A 17,101-nucleotide genomic window follows, 5' to 3' on the forward strand; every position below is an offset into this window, starting at 1 on the left:
GGTAGATATAAATGGGGTGAGGCTATGTCGGTAGTAGGTGAAGAGAGAAAGAGGACAATTCTTGAGAAGGTAGAGTTTAAAGGGAAAGTAAAAGTTTCAGAATTAGCGAGAGAGTTCGCAGTATCAACAGAGACGATTCGTCGGTATTTAGAAGAATTAGATCGTGAAAAAAAATTGAAGAAAGTGTATGGTGGAGCTGTTCAACTTCCGGGAGCTGGGATAGAGGCACCGATGTTAGAACGAGAGATGCTGCATATAGAAGAGAAGAAAAGAATTGGGTATAAAGCAGCAACGTTTGTGGAAGATGGGGATGTTATTGCGATTGATGATGGAAGTACACCACTTCAAATGGTGCCATATCTTGTTCATCGTAAAAATTTAACGATTGTTACGAGCTCTTTTCCAGTAGCGACACAATTAATATCTTCTATTAATAAAAAGATGTTTCACGGTGAAGTTTTATTTATTGGTGGAAAGGTATCTCCAAAACATTCACGTGTGTCGGGTTCTATTTCGCAGCAAGTAATTCATCAATTTCATTTTCATAAAGCATTCGTTTCGATTGATGGATTGTTACCTAGCTTTGGGGTTTCCAGCTTTGAATTAGAAAAAGCGAAACTGTCAGAAGCGATGATTAAATTATCGGAGAAAACGTATATTTTATGCGATCATACAAAGGTAGGCGTAAAAGGGAACTACCGAATATCAGGATTTTCTCGTATTCAACATGTTATTTGTGATAAGAAAATGCCATATAGTTTTGAAGAAGAAGTTAAAAAGCATAATATTCAATGGACAGTTTGCTAGTAAGCGGCGGGAGGTTCCATCTCTCGTTAATTATTAGCAAGGACTAGCCACTCAAGCTTTTATGGATAGTTGGACTTACTTAACAAAAATTTTGATATGCTCTCGAATAGTGAGATAAAAGATTTGCATTCGTGCAAAAAGTGGACACATTTTCTCATTTCCTTCATATAATTTACCAATAGAAAAAAAGTTGGCTGAAGGAAAGAGGGGACGGGAATGTCGGAACGGGTATATAATAAGCTTGTATTGTACGCGAATGTTTTGCAAAAACTCGGTGTTATTAATGAAAAAGAAAAAAGTGAAATCCTTCATACAATAGGTAAAAAAGCCCTTTGAATAAAGGGTTTTTTTATTTTTTATCGTCGGAAATATAATTTTAATGTAATATTCTCGTTGACAACGATAATGAGATTCATTATCATTTATTTGTAGGTAATTGATAAAAGTTATCAATTACTAAAAATTATATAAGACAAGGGGATATTATTTTGAAAAAAAATTATATTAAGGCACTAGTAGTAGCAACAACATTAGCAATTCCATTTGCTGCGTATTCTACTCCAGCATTAGCAGCAATAAAAATTGAAGCAAATCAGTCGGTAGCAGCAGCGAGTGATCGTACGTATGATACTGAGATTAAAATTTATAAGGATCAAAAAGACGAGCCATCTATGGTTTCTCAATACATAAAAAATCCTAAAGTAGCGATTGAAGACGGGAAAAAAATTGTTACTGTAGCTGTACAAGATAGCGATTATTTTCAATACCTTAGAATAGAAGATAGAAACCAGCCGGGTGTATTTCATGATGTGAAAGTTTTGTCAGAAGATAAGAGAAAAAATGGGACGAAAGTAGTTCAATTTGAAATTGGTGAATTTGAGAAGAAGCATAATATGCAAATGCATATACTTATACCGGCTATTGGATATGATCATAAATATCAAGTTCAATTTGAAATTAAAGATCCGACTTTAGGCGAGAAAGAAACAGGGAAACCAGATGATGATTCTAATTCAGGCAATACGGAAACGGATACTCCAGTTGATAGTCAAAACATGATAACAGATAAGAAACTACGAGAACTTGTTAATAAAAAAGTATTTAATAGAAAAGATTTAAATACACCAATTACGAAAGAAGAGTTATTACAAGTAAATGATTTGTTTTTAAATACGAATGAGATTCTTGATTATAGTGCATTAAAATATATGCCAAATTTAAAATCTTTAACAGTTGCGAATGCGAAGATAAAAGATCCGTCGTTCTTTACGAACTTAAAGCAATTGAAACATTTGGCTTTACGCGCTAATGAAATTGTAGATGTAACACCACTTGTTAAGATGGATAATTTAGAATCTCTTGATTTAAGTAATAATAAAATTACGAACGTTGCACCACTAACGGAAATGAAAAATGTAACAAGTTTATATTTAGCAGGAAATCAAATTGAGGATGTAGCACCATTAGCGAAAATGGAACAATTAGATTACTTGAATGTGGCAAACAATAAAATTTCAAACGTTGCTCCGTTAAGTAAGTTGAAAAATGTAACATACTTATCTTTAGCAGGAAATCAAATTGAAGATATTACACCGCTGTATACGTTACCGTTAAAAGATTTAGTATTAACGCGTAATAAAGTTAAAGATTTATCAGGAATTGATCAATTGAATCAATTACAAGAGTTATGGATTGGGAAAAATGAAATAAAAGATGTTACTCCTCTAAGTAAGATGACACAGTTGAAAGTTTTAAACTTACCTAATAATGAGTTAAAGGATATTACTCCATTATCAAGTCTAGTAAACTTACAAAAACTTGATTTGGAAGCAAATTACATTTCAGACTTAACACCAGTTAGCAATTTGAAAAAGTTAGTATTTCTAAGTTTTGTTGCAAATGAAATCCGTGATGTTCGACCAGTTGTAGAACTAAGTAAAACGGCTTACATCAATGTTCAAAATCAAAAAGTATTTTTAGAGGAAACAGAAGTAAATAAAGAAGTGAAAGTACCTGTATACGAAAAAGATGGTAAAATCTCTACAAAAATTCGTTTGAAGAGTGAAGGTGGTACGTATAGTAACGATGTGGTTAAGTGGAGTACACCAGGTGAGAAAGTATATGAATTTGGTGTGAAAGATCCATTTGCGGATACAGGAATCTTCTTCACAGGGTCTGTTATTCAAAATGTTGTAAATGAAAAAGTAGCGGAAGAAGTAATTGAATTTAAAGATGTGCCAAAGGGTCATTGGTCAGAGAAAGCAATTAACTATTTAGCGAAAGAAAAGTTATTTATAGGCTATGTAAATGGGCAATTTGGATTTGGTGACAACATTACTCGTGGTCAAGTAGCAGTTTTAATACAAAAGTACTTGAAGTTGGAGCAAAATGTAGAACAGAAAACGAAGTTCACAGATACGAAAGGAAATATGTATGAAGGGGCTATTGAGGCAGTTACACAAGCCGGAATTATGACGGGCGATGGTAATGGTACGTTCCGTCCAAATGGAGTATTAACTCGATATGAAATGTCAGTAGTACTACAAAAAGTATTCCAGTTAAAGGCAAATGAAAATAGTGTAGAGAGCTTTAAAGATGTACCAAAGGGTCATTGGGCAGAGGGATATGTGAAAGCTTTAGCGGACAATAATATATCAAAAGGTGACGGCAAAGGTGATTTTTCAGGTGATGATTTCGTAACACGTGAACAATACGCACAATTTTTATATAACGCAATAATTAAATAATAAATGAGAAAAATACGTTATTCTTTAATAAGAAGAATAACGTATTTTTTATATGTACAAAATCAGGTGCGAAATAGACAGGAGTGCTTATATGTGATATGCCTATTTTTCCGATAGGTGCTGAAACCGTATTGACAAAAAGGTATTCTCGTGTGATAATTCAATTAAATTTTTAGAATAATCAAAAAACATTCCTTTTACATAGAAAGGATTTGAACATTATATTAATATTACGCCGGGGGTGACGAAATGTTATTTTTTCTGAAGAAATGGAACGAATTAAAAGATGTGAAAGCAGAATTGGCACTTCGCGATTGGTTTTATGGTACAAAAATTAGTTTATCGCTGTGTACGTCAAAAGAGCCATTAACATTTTTAGTGAATGTAGAGGGAAGAGATAAAGGGGTATTTTCTGAAGAAGATTTTATTGTCGTAAATTGCATGTGTGAGCCAGTATTTGAAAACGAAGAAAAACCAGCTACAGAGTCATTTATGCATGCGGATATTTATAAAAAAAGTAGTGCAGAATGTATTTTACAAGTGCAAACTGTAGATAGTCATTTAATGTCAGAGCTATATGGGAAAGAAGGAGAAGTAACATTCGAAAAACGCAGTGTGGAACGTGTTTTTGGAAAAGATGGTATTACAGAAATGACAATTCCAATTGTAGAAGATGAAAAGAAATTCGCTAATTTATTAGAAAATAATGTTCCGAATTTTGTTGAAGGTGGAGGAGTAGTCCTTGTTCATAATTACGGAATGATCGTGTGGGGGAAAACCCCAGAAGAAGCGAAAAAATGGTTGGAAGGTATAGAGTATTTAATGAACTATCACGTAAAGCTTTTAATGATAAAAGGGGCAAAAAGTTCTGTTATATAAGGATGTATTCACAAATATTATCATTCTATAAAAATGAAAGCGTTTTAAAAAGAAATTTCACTCATAAAATATAGGTCTCCTTATTATATATAGATTACATGTTGACATGTAAGGAGGAACATATTTTGCGAGTTAAATATCATTTTCTGCCAAAACAGCAGGTGACATTTTGCAAAACGAATGATTCTGGTGAAAAGGCGTTACAAATTATGAATGAAACGGGATTCCGCGCAATCCCTGTATTAGCAGAAAATGAGAAGGAATTCACGGGGATTATTTATAAAGTAGATCTTTTAGAAAAGAAGTGTAATAGCAGATTAGAGGATGTAAGTACAGAAGATGTACTGGAAAATCCAAATTCGTTTATTTTTGAAAAGGATTCTTTTTTTAGAGCTTTTTACGTTATTCGCCGTCTCCCGTTTTTAGCGGTTTTAAATGAGTATAATGAATTTGTCGGCATTTTAACACATTCTAATGTATTTGATGTCATTGAGGATTCGTTCGGTATGCGGACGGGTGGTTATATATTAACAATTGCAACACAAGATTGTAAGGGAACAATTAAAGAGCTTGGGACATTATTAAAAGCATATAATATTGGTGGACTGTTTACGCTTGATAACGGTGATCAATATATTCGCCGTGTTATCGTAAATATATCGGATGAGTTAAATGAAAAAAAATTAAAGCAATTAATTGAAAAGATAGAAAAAAAGGGATTTAGGGTGAGTCATGTAGATTATATTTAAGTTAAACAAGGTACCTATCTGCTATACGTAGATAGGTACCTTGTTTAGTGTGAGAAATGAATCTTATTTTGAAACAGAAGGTGGAGACAATGCTAAATCAGATAAAAAAATAAAGTCTGCATGCTCACGAATTTTAGGAATAGAAGTTTCTATAACACGTGATGTAATTTCACCTGGAGCCCCAACGTGTCCGATAGCTACCATAATGGGTTTGTCTTGGATTTTTTTTATAAGTAATTGTGCTTGTTTTGAAATGTGACTTACCGTATATACATCATCAAAAAATAATTGGTTTTCAATAATAGGCACGCCTAATTCTTTCCCGATTTTTGGGACAACACTATTAGGGTTTGTTTTACTATCTAAATAAAATAAACCGTGTTTTTTACAGGCAGAAAGTATAAGACGTACAATCCTTTCATCAGCGGTTACTTTTGATCCCATATGATTGTTCATACCTATTGCATGAGGTATTTCTTGAATTGCTTGTTCGAGTCGGTTGTTTATTTCTTCATCGCTTAAATCTGTTGTAATCGCTTTTGGTCCAAGCCACTCTTTTTTTCCTCTAATTGGTTCCATTGGCATATGTATAATAACTTCATGCCCTTTTTTATGGGCAGCTATTGCATCTTGTTTAGTAGAAGGAAGAAATGGCATAACAGCAACAGTGAGTGGAATTGGAAGTGATAACATCTTATCTGTGCCTTTCATATTATTGCCGAAATCATCGATGACAATAGCAACCTTATTCGTATGAGCATTTGCTTGAATAGGAAATAGGAAGAAGGGTATGAACAAGGTGAAGACGAGAAATGTAATAGTATATTTACGCATATAAATATTTCCTTTCTATTTTATTCCGCTATTTGCGGGCAGTAAGACTCCCACCTCAAAATTCGGCTGGAGCAAAGAAGTTAGGTGGGGGATTCATTGCCCGTAAACGCCCGATTGGTGAGGGCTAATAATCAGTGGGGATGAACAAAACCCCTACTGATTAAAGTTTCACTTTATCAATCATCATTATGTTTTGCGTTTTTATATAAATTAAACAAAAAATGTCGAAGAAAAGTATATGGAAAATAGAGAATCCGCAGTTTACTTGGTATTTGCTAAAAAAGAAGATGAAAAAAATGTCTATTATTGCGAATGTATTTACAAAGATAGAATAATTTGTAATAATTCTCAAAGTGAGGGTAAAGATTTGTAAATTACAGGGGGAAAATGTTTAATTTTCTGATTCTTCAAATTCAAATAGGATTAAGTGTTTAAAGGGCTAAAGTAGAAGAGACGTTGAGAGTATGGAAGAAAAATAAGGGGGATATGGATGTTTACTGTAAAAAGGAAGTACACATTAGAAAAGCTTTCGCATGATATTCATATGAAACGTGAAGAAATGATTCATTTAGGATTAACAAGTGGATTAAATAGTATGGAGACAATTCAAGTTAGTCAAGAATTGGACAAGCTTATCGTACAGTATCAGCGTTACAAAGAAAAACAAACACCGAAATGGTTTTCAATTATAAAGGTTCCTATTTTTCAAATTGGGTATGAAGGGAAATCGAGCAATTTTTGGAGAATGTTTGTGGCTGGTTTTATGAAATAAGTATAATTACCCTTTTAGGATAAGGATAATTATACTATGTGTAATGGAATCTCTATATGAACTGTCGTTCCTTTGTTTTCTTTACTATCAATAAATATATGCCCATTGTACATCTCTACAATTCGTTTACATATAACAAGCCCAAGACCTGTTCCAGTATCTTTATTAGTAAAGAACGGATGAAAGAGGTGTTTTTGAATATGTTTTGGAATCCCTTTTCCAGTATCAATAATTTGCAATTGTGCGTGTTTTTCGTTGTTTGTTACTACAATGGTTAATGTATCACCAGAAGCCATGGCTTCAATTGCATTTTTTGTAATGTTTAAAACCACTTGTTTCATATGGTCTTTTGAGCAACGTATATGAACAGGGTGGTCTGGCAAATGTAAATGAAATACAATGTTATGTAGATTCGCCTCGGATTGAATAATTAATGCTACCTCATTAAGAATCGTTCTTACATCATATGTTTGTTCAATGATAGCAGTTGGCTTTCCAAGAATAAGAAATTCGCTTACAATTTCATTAATACGTTCTATTTCTTGTTCAATCACTGAAAAATAAAACTGATCCTGTTCATCTTTATATTTTTCTTTTAACAGAGCAACGAGTCCTTTAATTCCAGTAAGAGGGTTACGGATTTCATGGGCTGTACTAGCTGCAAAAGTTCCAACCAATTCAATTTTTTGCAGTTCATTTTGTTGTCTTTCTAGTTTTGTTTGACGTTTTAATAACATATATTGAGCAAGTAAAAATAAAATAGACATTAAAAATAAAGTAGCTATACACTCTATTGAAACCCACTGGTATAAAGTTTTTTGATGAATAGGTAACGGAGAAACAGAGACTTTCCAATTTAATCTTTGGAGTGGGGTAGTAAGCATATTAGAATGCCCATCGCTTGTTTCGTTATTATCATCGGTTAGAAAAACTACATCATGTTTATCAGTCACTTCGAAATGATATTGTGGTTTAATAGCATTTAAAGAATATGAAATGTAGTCAAAGCGTAAACTTGCTAATAATAAGCCTGAGAGTTCCTTTTGTCTATTAAATATTGGCGAGGCAATCATAATAGCTTGATGCCCAAGAACACGATCTGTAATAACTGATGATACAGTTGTTTTCTTAGATTGCAATGCATCTTGGATGTATTGGCGGTCAGAAACGTCAATAGGCGGCGAATCGCCTTCGGATGCGATTGTAATCATCCCATCTGTTGTAGCGTAATATAGACCGGAAAAACGTTCATCATTTCCATCGGTATCATGTACAATTTGTTTAATCCCATTGATGTTTCCATTTTCGGTCCCTACGACTTTTGCGAGCATTTCTAAGGCAGATATAGCTTCACCAAGGTGATGGTCTAAATAGTCTCTATATAAGAAGAGAACAGTGTGAGCAGATAGTTTGTTTGCCTGTTGCATTTGATAAGTGTGATACGAAAAAAATGTGGCACCAATCCCTATCGTTGGCAGTATAACAAGCAGTATGTAAAAAACTATGCTTTGTAATTTGACTTTCAAATTTGGTACTCCTTCTTTTTTTATTATCATTATATATAAACTATGTTAAAATTGTCATGTTTTTATTCAAGAATCATTTGCATTACATTAGGGAAAGGAAAAGGGATGAGTGAATATTCATTCGGCAGTTGTAATGAAGCGCTACGTTGCTTTTCTTTTTGTTGCGGAGAATTTAAGTGAAGGGTTGAAATGGTATGACATCAAATAATGAGCGAGAAGACATTTCTCAATCTTTAAAAGTATTTATTGCACTATCCCGTGTACATCGTTCTGTTATGGATACTACAAATAAATCCATACAAAGTAACGGATTAAATCCAACTGAGTTTGCTGTATTAGAATTACTATATCATAAAGGAGGCCAACCACTTCAGCAAATCGGTGAGCGTATTTTAATAGCTAGTGGTAGCATTACATACGTTGTAGATAAGCTAGAGAAAAAAGGGCTTGTAAAACGAATTCCATGCCCAAATGATAGGCGTGTTATTTATGCGCAATTAACGGAGTCTGGAGAGAGCTTTATTGCTTCTATTTTTCCAGGTCATGAGCAAGTTATACATCAGTCTTTTGAAATGTTAACGAAGGATGAGAAGGATGAATTACTTGATCTATTAAAAAAAATTGGAAAGTATGAAAAATGATGATATGTTCCAAAGAAGCTTTGGATAAAGAAATCCAAGGCTTTTTTGTGTGCATATATTCATGACATCATCTACCGCATTTTGCTGAAGAATAAGAGGAGATTTGTAAGTAAGCATTGAATTATAGTAATGATGCATATAATGGAGAGGGGGCTCGTTCATGTCATTTAAAGACTATGAATATAAACGGCCAAATATTGAAGAATTAAAAGAGAAGTTTATTGTTGCTTTAGAAAAGTTCGATAAGGCAAAAACGCTTGAAGAACAACAACAAGTAATTAATTCAATTAATGAAATTCGTAATGATTTTGGTACAATGGGGAACCTTTGTTACATTCGCCATTCTGTTGATACGACAGATGCTTTTTATAAGGAAGAGCAAGATTTCTTTGATGAATACTCACCAGTTGTGCAAGGCTATGGAACAAAATATTATAAGGCGTTAATTAATTCTCCATTCCGTGAAGAATTAGAAGCGTATTATGGAAAGCAATTATTTGCTCTAGCTGAATGTGATTTAAAAACATATTCAGATGAAGTAGTGAAAGATTTACAATTAGAGAATAAATTGTCGTCACAATATACACAGTTATTAGCATCTGCAAAAATTGATTTTGCAGGAGAAGAGAGAACATTATCGCAACTTATTCCGTTTATGCAAGGAAAAGAAAGAAGCGAACGTAAAGCAGCAAGTGAAGCATACTACGGATTTTTAGCTGAGAATGAGGAAGAGCTAGATCGTATTTATGATGAGCTTGTTAATGTGAGAACGAAAATCGCAAAAACACTTGGTTTTAAAAACTTTGTTGAATTAGGATATGCAAGAATGTATCGTACAGATTATAATGCTGAAATGGTAGCGAACTATCGTCAGCAAGTATTAGATTATATCGTTCCGGTTGCAACAGAGTTAAGAAATAGACAAAAAGCACGCATTGGTGTAGAAAAGCTCGCTTATTATGATGAAAACTTTGAGTTTGCTACAGGTAATCCAACTCCAAAAGGCGATGCCGATTGGATTATTAATCACGGGAAAACGATGTATAAAGAATTATCAGCTGAAACAGATGAATTTTTTAATTTCATGCTCGATAATGATTTATTAGATTTAGTTGCGAAAAAAGGAAAAGCTGGTGGTGGATATTGTACATATATCGAGAATTATAAAGCGCCATTCATCTTCTCAAACTTTAATGGAACGTCTGGTGATATTGATGTATTAACACATGAAGCTGGTCATGCTTTCCAAGTATATGAAAGTCGTAAGTATGAAATTCCAGAATATAATTGGCCAACATATGAAGCGTGTGAAATTCATTCAATGAGTATGGAATTCTTTACATGGCCATGGATGAAGTTATTCTTTGAAGAAGATGCGGATAAATATTACTTCTCACACTTAAGTTCAGCACTTCTATTTTTACCGTACGGTGTATCTGTAGATGAATATCAACATTATGTATATGAAAATCCAGAAGCATCGCCAGCAGAACGTAAGTCAGCATGGCGTAACATAGAGAAGAAGTATTTACCACATCGTGATTATGAAGATAATGATTATTTAGAGCGTGGTGGTTTCTGGCAACGTCAAGGCCATATTTATAGCTCACCGTTCTATTATATTGACTACACGTTAGCTCAAATTTGTGCACTGCAATTTTGGAAACGTGCAAGAGATAATAGACAAGAGGCTTGGGAAGATTATGTGAATCTTTGTCAGCAAGGTGGAAGTAAATCATTCTTAGAATTAGTAGAAGTTGCAAATTTAACATCACCATTCGCTGAAGGGTGTGTAAAAAGTGTAATTACAGAAATTGAAGAGTGGTTACGTGCTGTTGACGACACAAAATTGTAAAAAACATGCACTTTTTTCACATGTTTAACATCGACATAATGGAAAAATGATGAGATAATAAAAGAAAATTCAGAATTATTTCAGGGGGTGTTTCTAATGGGGAGCACCCCTTTTCACCAACAAAAAGGGGGAAAGCACTATGCTTCAATCTAATATGGATGTTAGTTTAGAAACTTTAGTCCACTCATTACAGTCTACACGAAGCACGCTGTTATCAGAAATTGAAATGTTAAATGATACGGAGGTGAATGTAAAGCCACGCCGTGATAAATGGAGTATTATTCAAATTTTGCATCATTTGCATTTAGTTGAACAGTCTGTCACATCTGCCCTTGTATATGCTTTGCAAAAAAAAGAAAGAAAACTTGCTCCATTTAAAGACCTCCAACTTACGCTTGATCGCACACATAAACGAGAAGCTCCTCAACAAATGAAACCAACAGAAACATTAATGAAAAAACTGCAAGGAATTCAATTACTAGAACATTCACGACAAGAATTGTTTCATGCACTTCATAGTGTGATAGATGAAAAAGAATTATTTGAAAATGGATTAAAACATCCTATTTTTAATGATTTGAATTTATATCAATGGGTTCAATTTCTGGATTTACACGAACAAAGACATCTTACACAGCTAAAAGAAGCGAAACATGCAATTTTACAGCGGTAAAGTGAAACTTTAATCAAGGGGCATATCACTGATTATTAGTCCGCAACAATCGGGCTGTCATCAAATAGCGGGAAAAAGGAAAAGAAGCGGCGAACCGCTTCTTTTTCCTTTTTTACTCATGCATAGTTTTATTTCTTATTTTGGAATACTACATGAGGAAGAGAAAAGGAGTTGAAAAGTATGTCAAAGAAAAAGAGAGAAGAAGAGCGCGCTTGGAAAGCTCGGAAAGAAAATCAAAAGCCGCATGGAAAGGTGAAAGCTTTTGCAGAATTAGTTGAAGGAACAGAAAAAACGTGATGAACTTCATCACGTTTTTTGTATGATCGGGAAAGTTAATAAAAATGTTGTACCTGTTCCTTTTTCACTCATAATGTCAACCTTTCCATTCATTGCTTGAATAACACTGAAGACGACCATCATCCCCAGTCCGGTCCCTTTTTCTTTCGTCGAGTAGAAAGGTGACCCGAGGCGTTTTACTTGTTCTTGATCCATACCAATACCTGTATCTTTTATATATAATTGTATATGTTTATGATCTGGAACTAATGTAAGAATAAGGTCACCACCGTTAGGCATAGCCTCAATACAGTTTTTTAAAATATTTAATAGGCATTGGTTCAGCTTTTGCTTTTCACCAGCTATAAAGAAGGATGTACTTTGTTTTATGTAATGTATACGAACATTTGTTAAATTGGCGAGAGGTGTAATTAAAGATAACGCATGGAGTAATTCTTCCTCTACTTGTAATTGTTGTTCTTTTTCAATACTCGGTTTTGCAAAAGTTAAGTAGTCTGTAAGAACATGATTTGCTTGTTCGATACCATTAATGGCTATGTCGATATATAATTTTCGGTCCTTCTCAGAACATGTATCTGACTGTAAAAGTTGCAAAAATCCTTTCGTTGAAGTTAAAGGGTTGCGAATTTCATGAGAGATAGAAGCTGCCATTTCACCGATTAAATGAAATTTTTCAGCATTCATAAGTTCATTTTGGAGACGAACTTGCGTTTGTAATATGTGTAGCAAATATAAAATAAGGATTGTACCAAGCATCGTACATAGTTCGTACACGATAATATGTGGTATATAATCTGCCGTATTTGTAACCTCTGAAAGGAAAAATGGTATCCAGCCAAATCCGAATATGAGGCTGTAAAAGATAGCGAGTGCTATTTTTATACGATTAGAACTTCGGTTAAACAGTTTGTATGTTAATAGTAGAACAATGAATAGTAGAACCGAAGCTATAAAGGATGGGAAAACACCTATCCCTCCTAATAAAAAGCGATATATGTTTAATACAGCTAAGATGGAAGCACCGGCAATAGGACCTCCTGTTAATGTACCGACAATTAATACGATATGACGCATATCAAATTGAAATCCATAGTTTGTTTTTGCTGCGAAAGTGATACATAGTATGGTAGCGAGGCAACATAATACAATAAACATAGCTGAATTTAATTTAGGAGAGCGTTTCCCTTTTTGATTCCAAAATAAATGATATAAAAGCATTGTAACAAGGATGGATAATATATTTAAAAAGAGATAAATAATAAAGAGTTTCAGTGGGATGTCTCCTCTCTTCTAACATTAAATTAATCATACTATAAAATGAAAGAAATGAAATGTGAAATAGCGGAAAAAATCAGAAATTTTTTCTGGTAGTATACAATATGTTACAATAATCTTTGTCAATGAAAGAAGAAATTCCGTGCACTGCATGGGAGAGGTTCGCGAACTCCCTCTATAAAAAACTATGGAAACAACAATATCATTAGGTATTGTTTTGTTTTTTTATTGTGACAGTTCAAGAACGTTCTTTCTTCTTATTCGTAGTAGAGAAGGAGAATGAGTGAAATGAAAAAAGAAAAAGCAGTTGTTGTTTTTAGTGGTGGACAAGATAGTACAACATGTTTATTTTGGGCAATACAACAGTTTGCAGAAGTGGAAGCTGTAACGTTTAATTACAATCAACGTCATAAGTTAGAAATTGATTGTGCAGTGGAAATTGCGAAAGAGTTAGGAATTAAACATACGGTACTAGATATGAGTTTATTAAATCAACTTGCTCCAAATGCGTTAACGAGAACGGATATGGAGATTACACATGAAGAAGGTGAATTACCATCAACATTTGTAGATGGACGAAATTTACTGTTTTTATCATTTGCGGCTGTATTAGCAAAACAAGTTGGAGCACGTCATATTGTAACGGGGGTATGTGAAACTGATTTCAGTGGTTATCCAGATTGTCGTGACGTGTTTGTGAAATCATTAAACGTTACATTAAATTTATCTATGGATTATCCGTTTGTTATTCATACACCACTTATGTGGATTGATAAAGCAGAGACATGGAAATTATCTGATGAACTTGGAGCATTTGAGTTTGTTAGAGAAAAAACATTAACATGTTATAACGGAATCATTGGTGATGGTTGCGGTGAATGTCCAGCATGTCAACTTCGTAAAGCAGGATTAGATACGTATCTACAAGAACGCGAAGGAGCGAGCAACTAATGGATAACTTTTTTGGATTTCGCATCGTAGAAAATTTGCAAAAAATGGACAAGGATATTCAGCGTGAACAACTCAAATATCATAATAAAAGAGTAATGGTCAGCAAGGAATTTACATTTGATGCAGCGCACCATTTACACTGCTATGAAGGGAAATGTAAAAATTTACATGGACACACATATAAAGTCGTATTTGGAATTAGCGGATATGTAAATGAAATAGGCCTTGCAATTGACTTTGGCGATATAAAAGAGATTTGGAAAAATGAAATAGAAATTTATTTAGATCATCGTTATTTAAACGAAACATTGCCAGAAATGAATACGACTGCTGAAAATATGGTCGTTTGGATTTATGAAAAGATGGCAGAAGCATTAACGAAAGATAATCGTGCGAACGAATACAAGGGAGCTCGTGTTGAATTTGTTCGTCTTTTTGAGACGCCGACTAGTTATGCGGAAGTAAGACGGGAGTGGATGCTCGATGAGTAAAATCCCCGTCTTAGAAATATTTGGTCCGACCATTCAAGGAGAAGGGATGGTTGTAGGACAAAAGACAATGTTTATCCGTACAGCGGGCTGTGATTATAGCTGTGCTTGGTGTGATTCTGCTTTTACATGGGATGGATCGGCCAAAGATCAAATTAAACAAATGACACCGGAAGACATTTGGAATGAGCTTGTAGAAATTGGTGGAGAAAATTTTTCTCATGTTACGATTTCGGGTGGAAATCCTGTTTTGCTGAAAAATATGCAATTTCTTCTTTCTATATTAAAGGAGAATGGAATGCGAACAGCGGTAGAAACGCAAGGGAGTAAATGGCAAGATTGGTTGCTTCAAATTGATGAGGTAACGATTTCTCCAAAACCACCAAGTTCAACTATGCAAACAGATTTTCAGATGTTAGATTCTGTTATTCATAAACTAGCAGAGAAAGATTTTAGTTTAAAAGTAGTAGTATTCGATGATCAAGATTTTGAATATGCAGTTAAGATGCACGAGCGTTATCCGAATGTACCATTCTTCTTACAAGTAGGAAATGATGATACGAAAACAGTGGATGATGCGGTGCTTATAAAAAAACTATTAGAAAAATATGAGTGGCTTATTGAAAAAGCTGTGAATTGTAAAGAAATGAATGATGCGAAAGTACTGCCTCAGCTTCATGCGTTAGTATGGGGAAATAAACGAGGGGTATAATGAGAAGGGATGTTTAAAATGGCAGGAAGATTAGATGAAGATTTAAAAGATGTAACATTATTAGGAAATCAAAATACAAAATATTTATTTGAATATAGCCCGGGAATTTTAGAGGTATTTGATAATAACCATCCAAACCGTGATTACTTTGTAAAATTCAATTGTCCTGAATTTACAAGTTTATGTCCGAAAACAGGACAACCAGATTTTGCAACAATTTATATTAGCTACATTCCAGAACAAAGAATGGTAGAGAGTAAATCTTTAAAGCTATATTTATTTAGCTTCCGAAATCATGGTGACTTCCACGAAGATTGCATGAACGTTATTATGAATGATTTAATTAAATTAATGGATCCACGCTATATTGAGGTATGGGGGAAATTTACACCACGTGGTGGTATTTCAATCGATCCTTACTGTAACTACGGCCGCCCAGGAACTAAGTATGAGAAAATGGCAGACTACCGTATGATGAATCACGATTTATATCCAGAAAAGATCGATAATCGTTAATATAGAAAGAAAGGATCTGTATGATATACAGATCCTTTCTTTCTATTATATTATGCATGTTGATTAATGACAGTATAGTTTTTATGGCTTACAACTGTAAGAGGTTCCATATCTAGTTCTCTAAAATTCTCCATAATTGTTATATCAACAATAACGGAGTTTTGATTTACCTTTTGAACACGGCCTTGCATTCCACCTTTAAATTCAATGATATCTCCAGTTTCTGCGATCTGCATAAGCAACTCTCCTTGTTCCAGTTTTCCCAAAAAAAGAATAATTTGGGCTTTTTTATTTCCTCTTATTTTGAACTATATTTACTACTTTGTAAATGTTTCCAAAGTAAAAATTCGAAAAATATTCACTTTTTGTAAGGAAATATGTAAAAAATATTGTTTAGGAGAGGAATGATGAAAGTGCATACATCTTTATATAGGAGTATAATGAAAGATACAATAACCTACTAAAGTGGGAGAAATTAGGGGCGGTAAAATGATGTTTGAAGTTGTGGGGAGCTTTATAGCGATTTTATTATTTTTATTTTCTTATATGCAGTTGAAGAAAGTGCGTCATCATGAAACAACTACATATTTTGATGGACTGGATGGTGTGCACACATCGATAACATATGATAGTGGTGGGGATATATAACTTTCTTTTTATGCATGGTATGATGGCAATAAGAAATAGTACGTAATATAGTTCGTAAGTGATGAATGGGGAGTGGAAAGAATGCGAATTTCTTTTATTCGTCATGGTCGTTTGGAAAGTACTATAGAGCCAATGACAATTATTTCATTTCGTGAATGGATGAAGCAATATGATTTAGGGACTACAGTAAAAAAAACTCCTATACCAATTGAAACAATTGAGATGATTGAATCAGCGAATTTGGTCGTAACGAGTGATCAGAGGCGTGCTGCACGATCAACAGCCGAATTAACGGATTCTTTATCTTTTGTGCAAAATCCTCTTTTTAGGGAAGCTGAAGTTCCAACGAGTTTTTATGCTCCAAAATGGTTGAAATGTAAGCCTAATGTATGGATGTTTATTGGACGTACACGATGGATAGTTGGTTATAGTAAAGATGTTGAGTCTTATAGGGAAGTACGAGAAAGAGCAAGGCAAGCTGCTAATATGTTGCACCGCTATGCGCTCGTACATGGACGTATTGCCCTTGTAGGTCATAGTTATTTTAATCCGATGATTGGGACTGAACTGAGGGCAATGGGGTGGTCTGGTTCGCCTATTTTCCATAGGAAGCCATGGGGATGTACAACGTATACATTTCATGAGGCGATGGATGGAAATGTATTAAATACAAAATTAACTTAAAAGAGGCTGTCCCTTTGGCAGCCTCTTTCTCTACATAACAAGCAAAA

General features: G+C 34.0%; 19 protein-coding genes and 1 riboswitch. Of the genes, 15 read left to right on the forward strand and 4 right to left on the reverse strand.

The window, feature by feature from the left end:
• Positions 1–24: 24 nt before the first annotated feature.
• From MHB76_RS06620 to cbpA, 4 genes are all read left to right on the forward strand, one after another.
• Positions 25–807 (forward strand): DeoR/GlpR family DNA-binding transcription regulator, encoded by a 783-nt coding sequence (locus tag MHB76_RS06620; RefSeq protein WP_002158735.1) that lies wholly within the window; start codon positions 25–27, stop codon positions 805–807.
• Between the two features lie 488 nt (positions 808–1,295).
• Positions 1,296–3,554, forward strand: coding sequence for an NEAT domain-containing leucine-rich repeat protein (locus tag MHB76_RS06625; protein WP_340986040.1), 2,259 nt, complete (start codon positions 1,296–1,298; stop codon positions 3,552–3,554).
• A gap of 249 nt (positions 3,555–3,803) precedes the next feature.
• A complete protein-coding gene (locus tag MHB76_RS06630) occupies positions 3,804–4,433 on the forward strand; it encodes a class II aldolase/adducin family protein (RefSeq protein WP_016104255.1) in 630 nt (209 codons plus the stop codon).
• Between the two features lie 125 nt (positions 4,434–4,558).
• Positions 4,559–5,182 carry a cyclic di-AMP binding protein CbpA gene (gene cbpA, locus MHB76_RS06635; RefSeq protein WP_002140932.1) on the forward strand — a complete coding sequence of 208 codons (624 nt, stop codon included), beginning with the start codon at positions 4,559–4,561 and terminating at the stop codon, positions 5,180–5,182.
• Between the two features lie 63 nt (positions 5,183–5,245).
• Here the strand turns inward: cbpA and MHB76_RS06640 are convergent, their stop codons facing one another.
• On the reverse strand, positions 5,246–6,016 hold the full coding sequence (locus tag MHB76_RS06640; RefSeq protein ID WP_002158732.1) for a divergent polysaccharide deacetylase family protein: 771 nt from the start codon (positions 6,014–6,016) through the stop codon (positions 5,246–5,248).
• Positions 6,017–6,506: 490 nt separating this feature from the next.
• Between MHB76_RS06640 and MHB76_RS06645 the strand changes: the two genes are divergently transcribed.
• The gene (locus tag MHB76_RS06645; RefSeq protein WP_002149628.1) at positions 6,507–6,788 is read left to right on the forward strand and encodes an aspartyl-phosphate phosphatase Spo0E family protein; all 282 of its coding nucleotides are present in this window, start codon (positions 6,507–6,509) and stop codon (positions 6,786–6,788) included.
• A 29-nt stretch (positions 6,789–6,817) separates the two neighbouring features.
• Here the strand turns inward: MHB76_RS06645 and MHB76_RS06650 are convergent, their stop codons facing one another.
• Positions 6,818–8,314, reverse strand: coding sequence for a DUF3149 domain-containing protein (locus MHB76_RS06650; protein WP_078173255.1), 1,497 nt, complete (start codon positions 8,312–8,314; stop codon positions 6,818–6,820).
• Between the two features lie 194 nt (positions 8,315–8,508).
• Between MHB76_RS06650 and MHB76_RS06655 the strand changes: the two genes are divergently transcribed.
• From MHB76_RS06655 to MHB76_RS06670, 4 genes are all read left to right on the forward strand, one after another.
• Positions 8,509–8,955 carry a MarR family winged helix-turn-helix transcriptional regulator gene (locus MHB76_RS06655; RefSeq protein ID WP_000203343.1) on the forward strand — a complete coding sequence of 149 codons (447 nt, stop codon included), beginning with the start codon at positions 8,509–8,511 and terminating at the stop codon, positions 8,953–8,955.
• A 160-nt stretch (positions 8,956–9,115) separates the two neighbouring features.
• Positions 9,116–10,810 carry a M3 family oligoendopeptidase gene (locus MHB76_RS06660; RefSeq protein WP_078173254.1) on the forward strand — a complete coding sequence of 565 codons (1,695 nt, stop codon included), beginning with the start codon at positions 9,116–9,118 and terminating at the stop codon, positions 10,808–10,810.
• A 139-nt stretch (positions 10,811–10,949) separates the two neighbouring features.
• Positions 10,950–11,483 (forward strand): DinB family protein, encoded by a 534-nt coding sequence (locus tag MHB76_RS06665; RefSeq protein WP_002149622.1) that lies wholly within the window; start codon positions 10,950–10,952, stop codon positions 11,481–11,483.
• Positions 11,484–11,663: 180 nt separating this feature from the next.
• Positions 11,664–11,780, forward strand: coding sequence for a DUF6254 family protein (locus MHB76_RS06670; protein ID WP_000038354.1), 117 nt, complete (start codon positions 11,664–11,666; stop codon positions 11,778–11,780).
• Between the two features lie 9 nt (positions 11,781–11,789).
• Here MHB76_RS06670 and MHB76_RS06675 read toward each other — a convergent pair whose 3' ends face one another.
• Positions 11,790–12,998 (reverse strand): ATP-binding protein, encoded by a 1,209-nt coding sequence (locus MHB76_RS06675; protein WP_078173253.1) that lies wholly within the window; start codon positions 12,996–12,998, stop codon positions 11,790–11,792.
• Between the two features lie 208 nt (positions 12,999–13,206).
• Positions 13,207–13,250, forward strand: a riboswitch (PreQ1 riboswitch).
• Between the two features lie 93 nt (positions 13,251–13,343).
• Here MHB76_RS06675 and queC point away from each other — a divergent pair.
• Genes queC through queF form a run of 4 tightly spaced genes read left to right on the forward strand, consistent with a single transcriptional unit; the run spans position 13,344 to position 15,722 of the window.
• Positions 13,344–14,006: a 7-cyano-7-deazaguanine synthase QueC gene (queC, locus tag MHB76_RS06680; protein WP_002158728.1), complete on the forward strand. Its 663-nt coding sequence runs from the start codon at positions 13,344–13,346 to the stop codon at positions 14,004–14,006.
• Positions 14,006–14,497 (forward strand): 6-carboxytetrahydropterin synthase QueD, encoded by a 492-nt coding sequence (queD, locus tag MHB76_RS06685; protein WP_002011526.1) that lies wholly within the window; start codon positions 14,006–14,008, stop codon positions 14,495–14,497. Before queC ends, queD begins: the two co-directional genes overlap by 1 nt.
• Positions 14,490–15,206 (forward strand): 7-carboxy-7-deazaguanine synthase QueE, encoded by a 717-nt coding sequence (gene queE / locus MHB76_RS06690; protein WP_078173252.1) that lies wholly within the window; start codon positions 14,490–14,492, stop codon positions 15,204–15,206. The genes queD and queE overlap by 8 nt, the downstream gene beginning before the upstream one ends.
• Positions 15,207–15,224: 18 nt before the next feature.
• Positions 15,225–15,722, forward strand: coding sequence for a preQ(1) synthase (gene queF / locus MHB76_RS06695; protein ID WP_002158726.1), 498 nt, complete (start codon positions 15,225–15,227; stop codon positions 15,720–15,722).
• A gap of 50 nt (positions 15,723–15,772) precedes the next feature.
• On the opposite strand, the gene MHB76_RS06700 is transcribed toward queF, so the two are convergent.
• Positions 15,773–15,958, reverse strand: a complete 186-nt coding sequence (locus MHB76_RS06700) for a YkvS family protein (RefSeq protein ID WP_002064385.1) — start codon at positions 15,956–15,958, stop codon at positions 15,773–15,775.
• 253 nt (positions 15,959–16,211) lie between these two features.
• Between MHB76_RS06700 and MHB76_RS06705 the strand changes: the two genes are divergently transcribed.
• Together MHB76_RS06705 and MHB76_RS06710 are read left to right on the forward strand one after the other, a co-directional pair.
• Positions 16,212–16,370, forward strand: coding sequence for a hypothetical protein (locus MHB76_RS06705; RefSeq protein ID WP_033710437.1), 159 nt, complete (start codon positions 16,212–16,214; stop codon positions 16,368–16,370).
• A gap of 81 nt (positions 16,371–16,451) precedes the next feature.
• Positions 16,452–17,054, forward strand: a complete 603-nt coding sequence (locus MHB76_RS06710; RefSeq protein ID WP_078173251.1) for a histidine phosphatase family protein — start codon at positions 16,452–16,454, stop codon at positions 17,052–17,054.
• The last annotated feature ends 47 nt before the right edge of the window (positions 17,055–17,101 follow it).

It is taken from the genome of Bacillus sp. FSL M7-1345, assembly GCF_038006985.1.
Taxonomy (GTDB): domain Bacteria; phylum Bacillota; class Bacilli; order Bacillales; family Bacillaceae_G; genus Bacillus_A; species Bacillus_A cereus_U.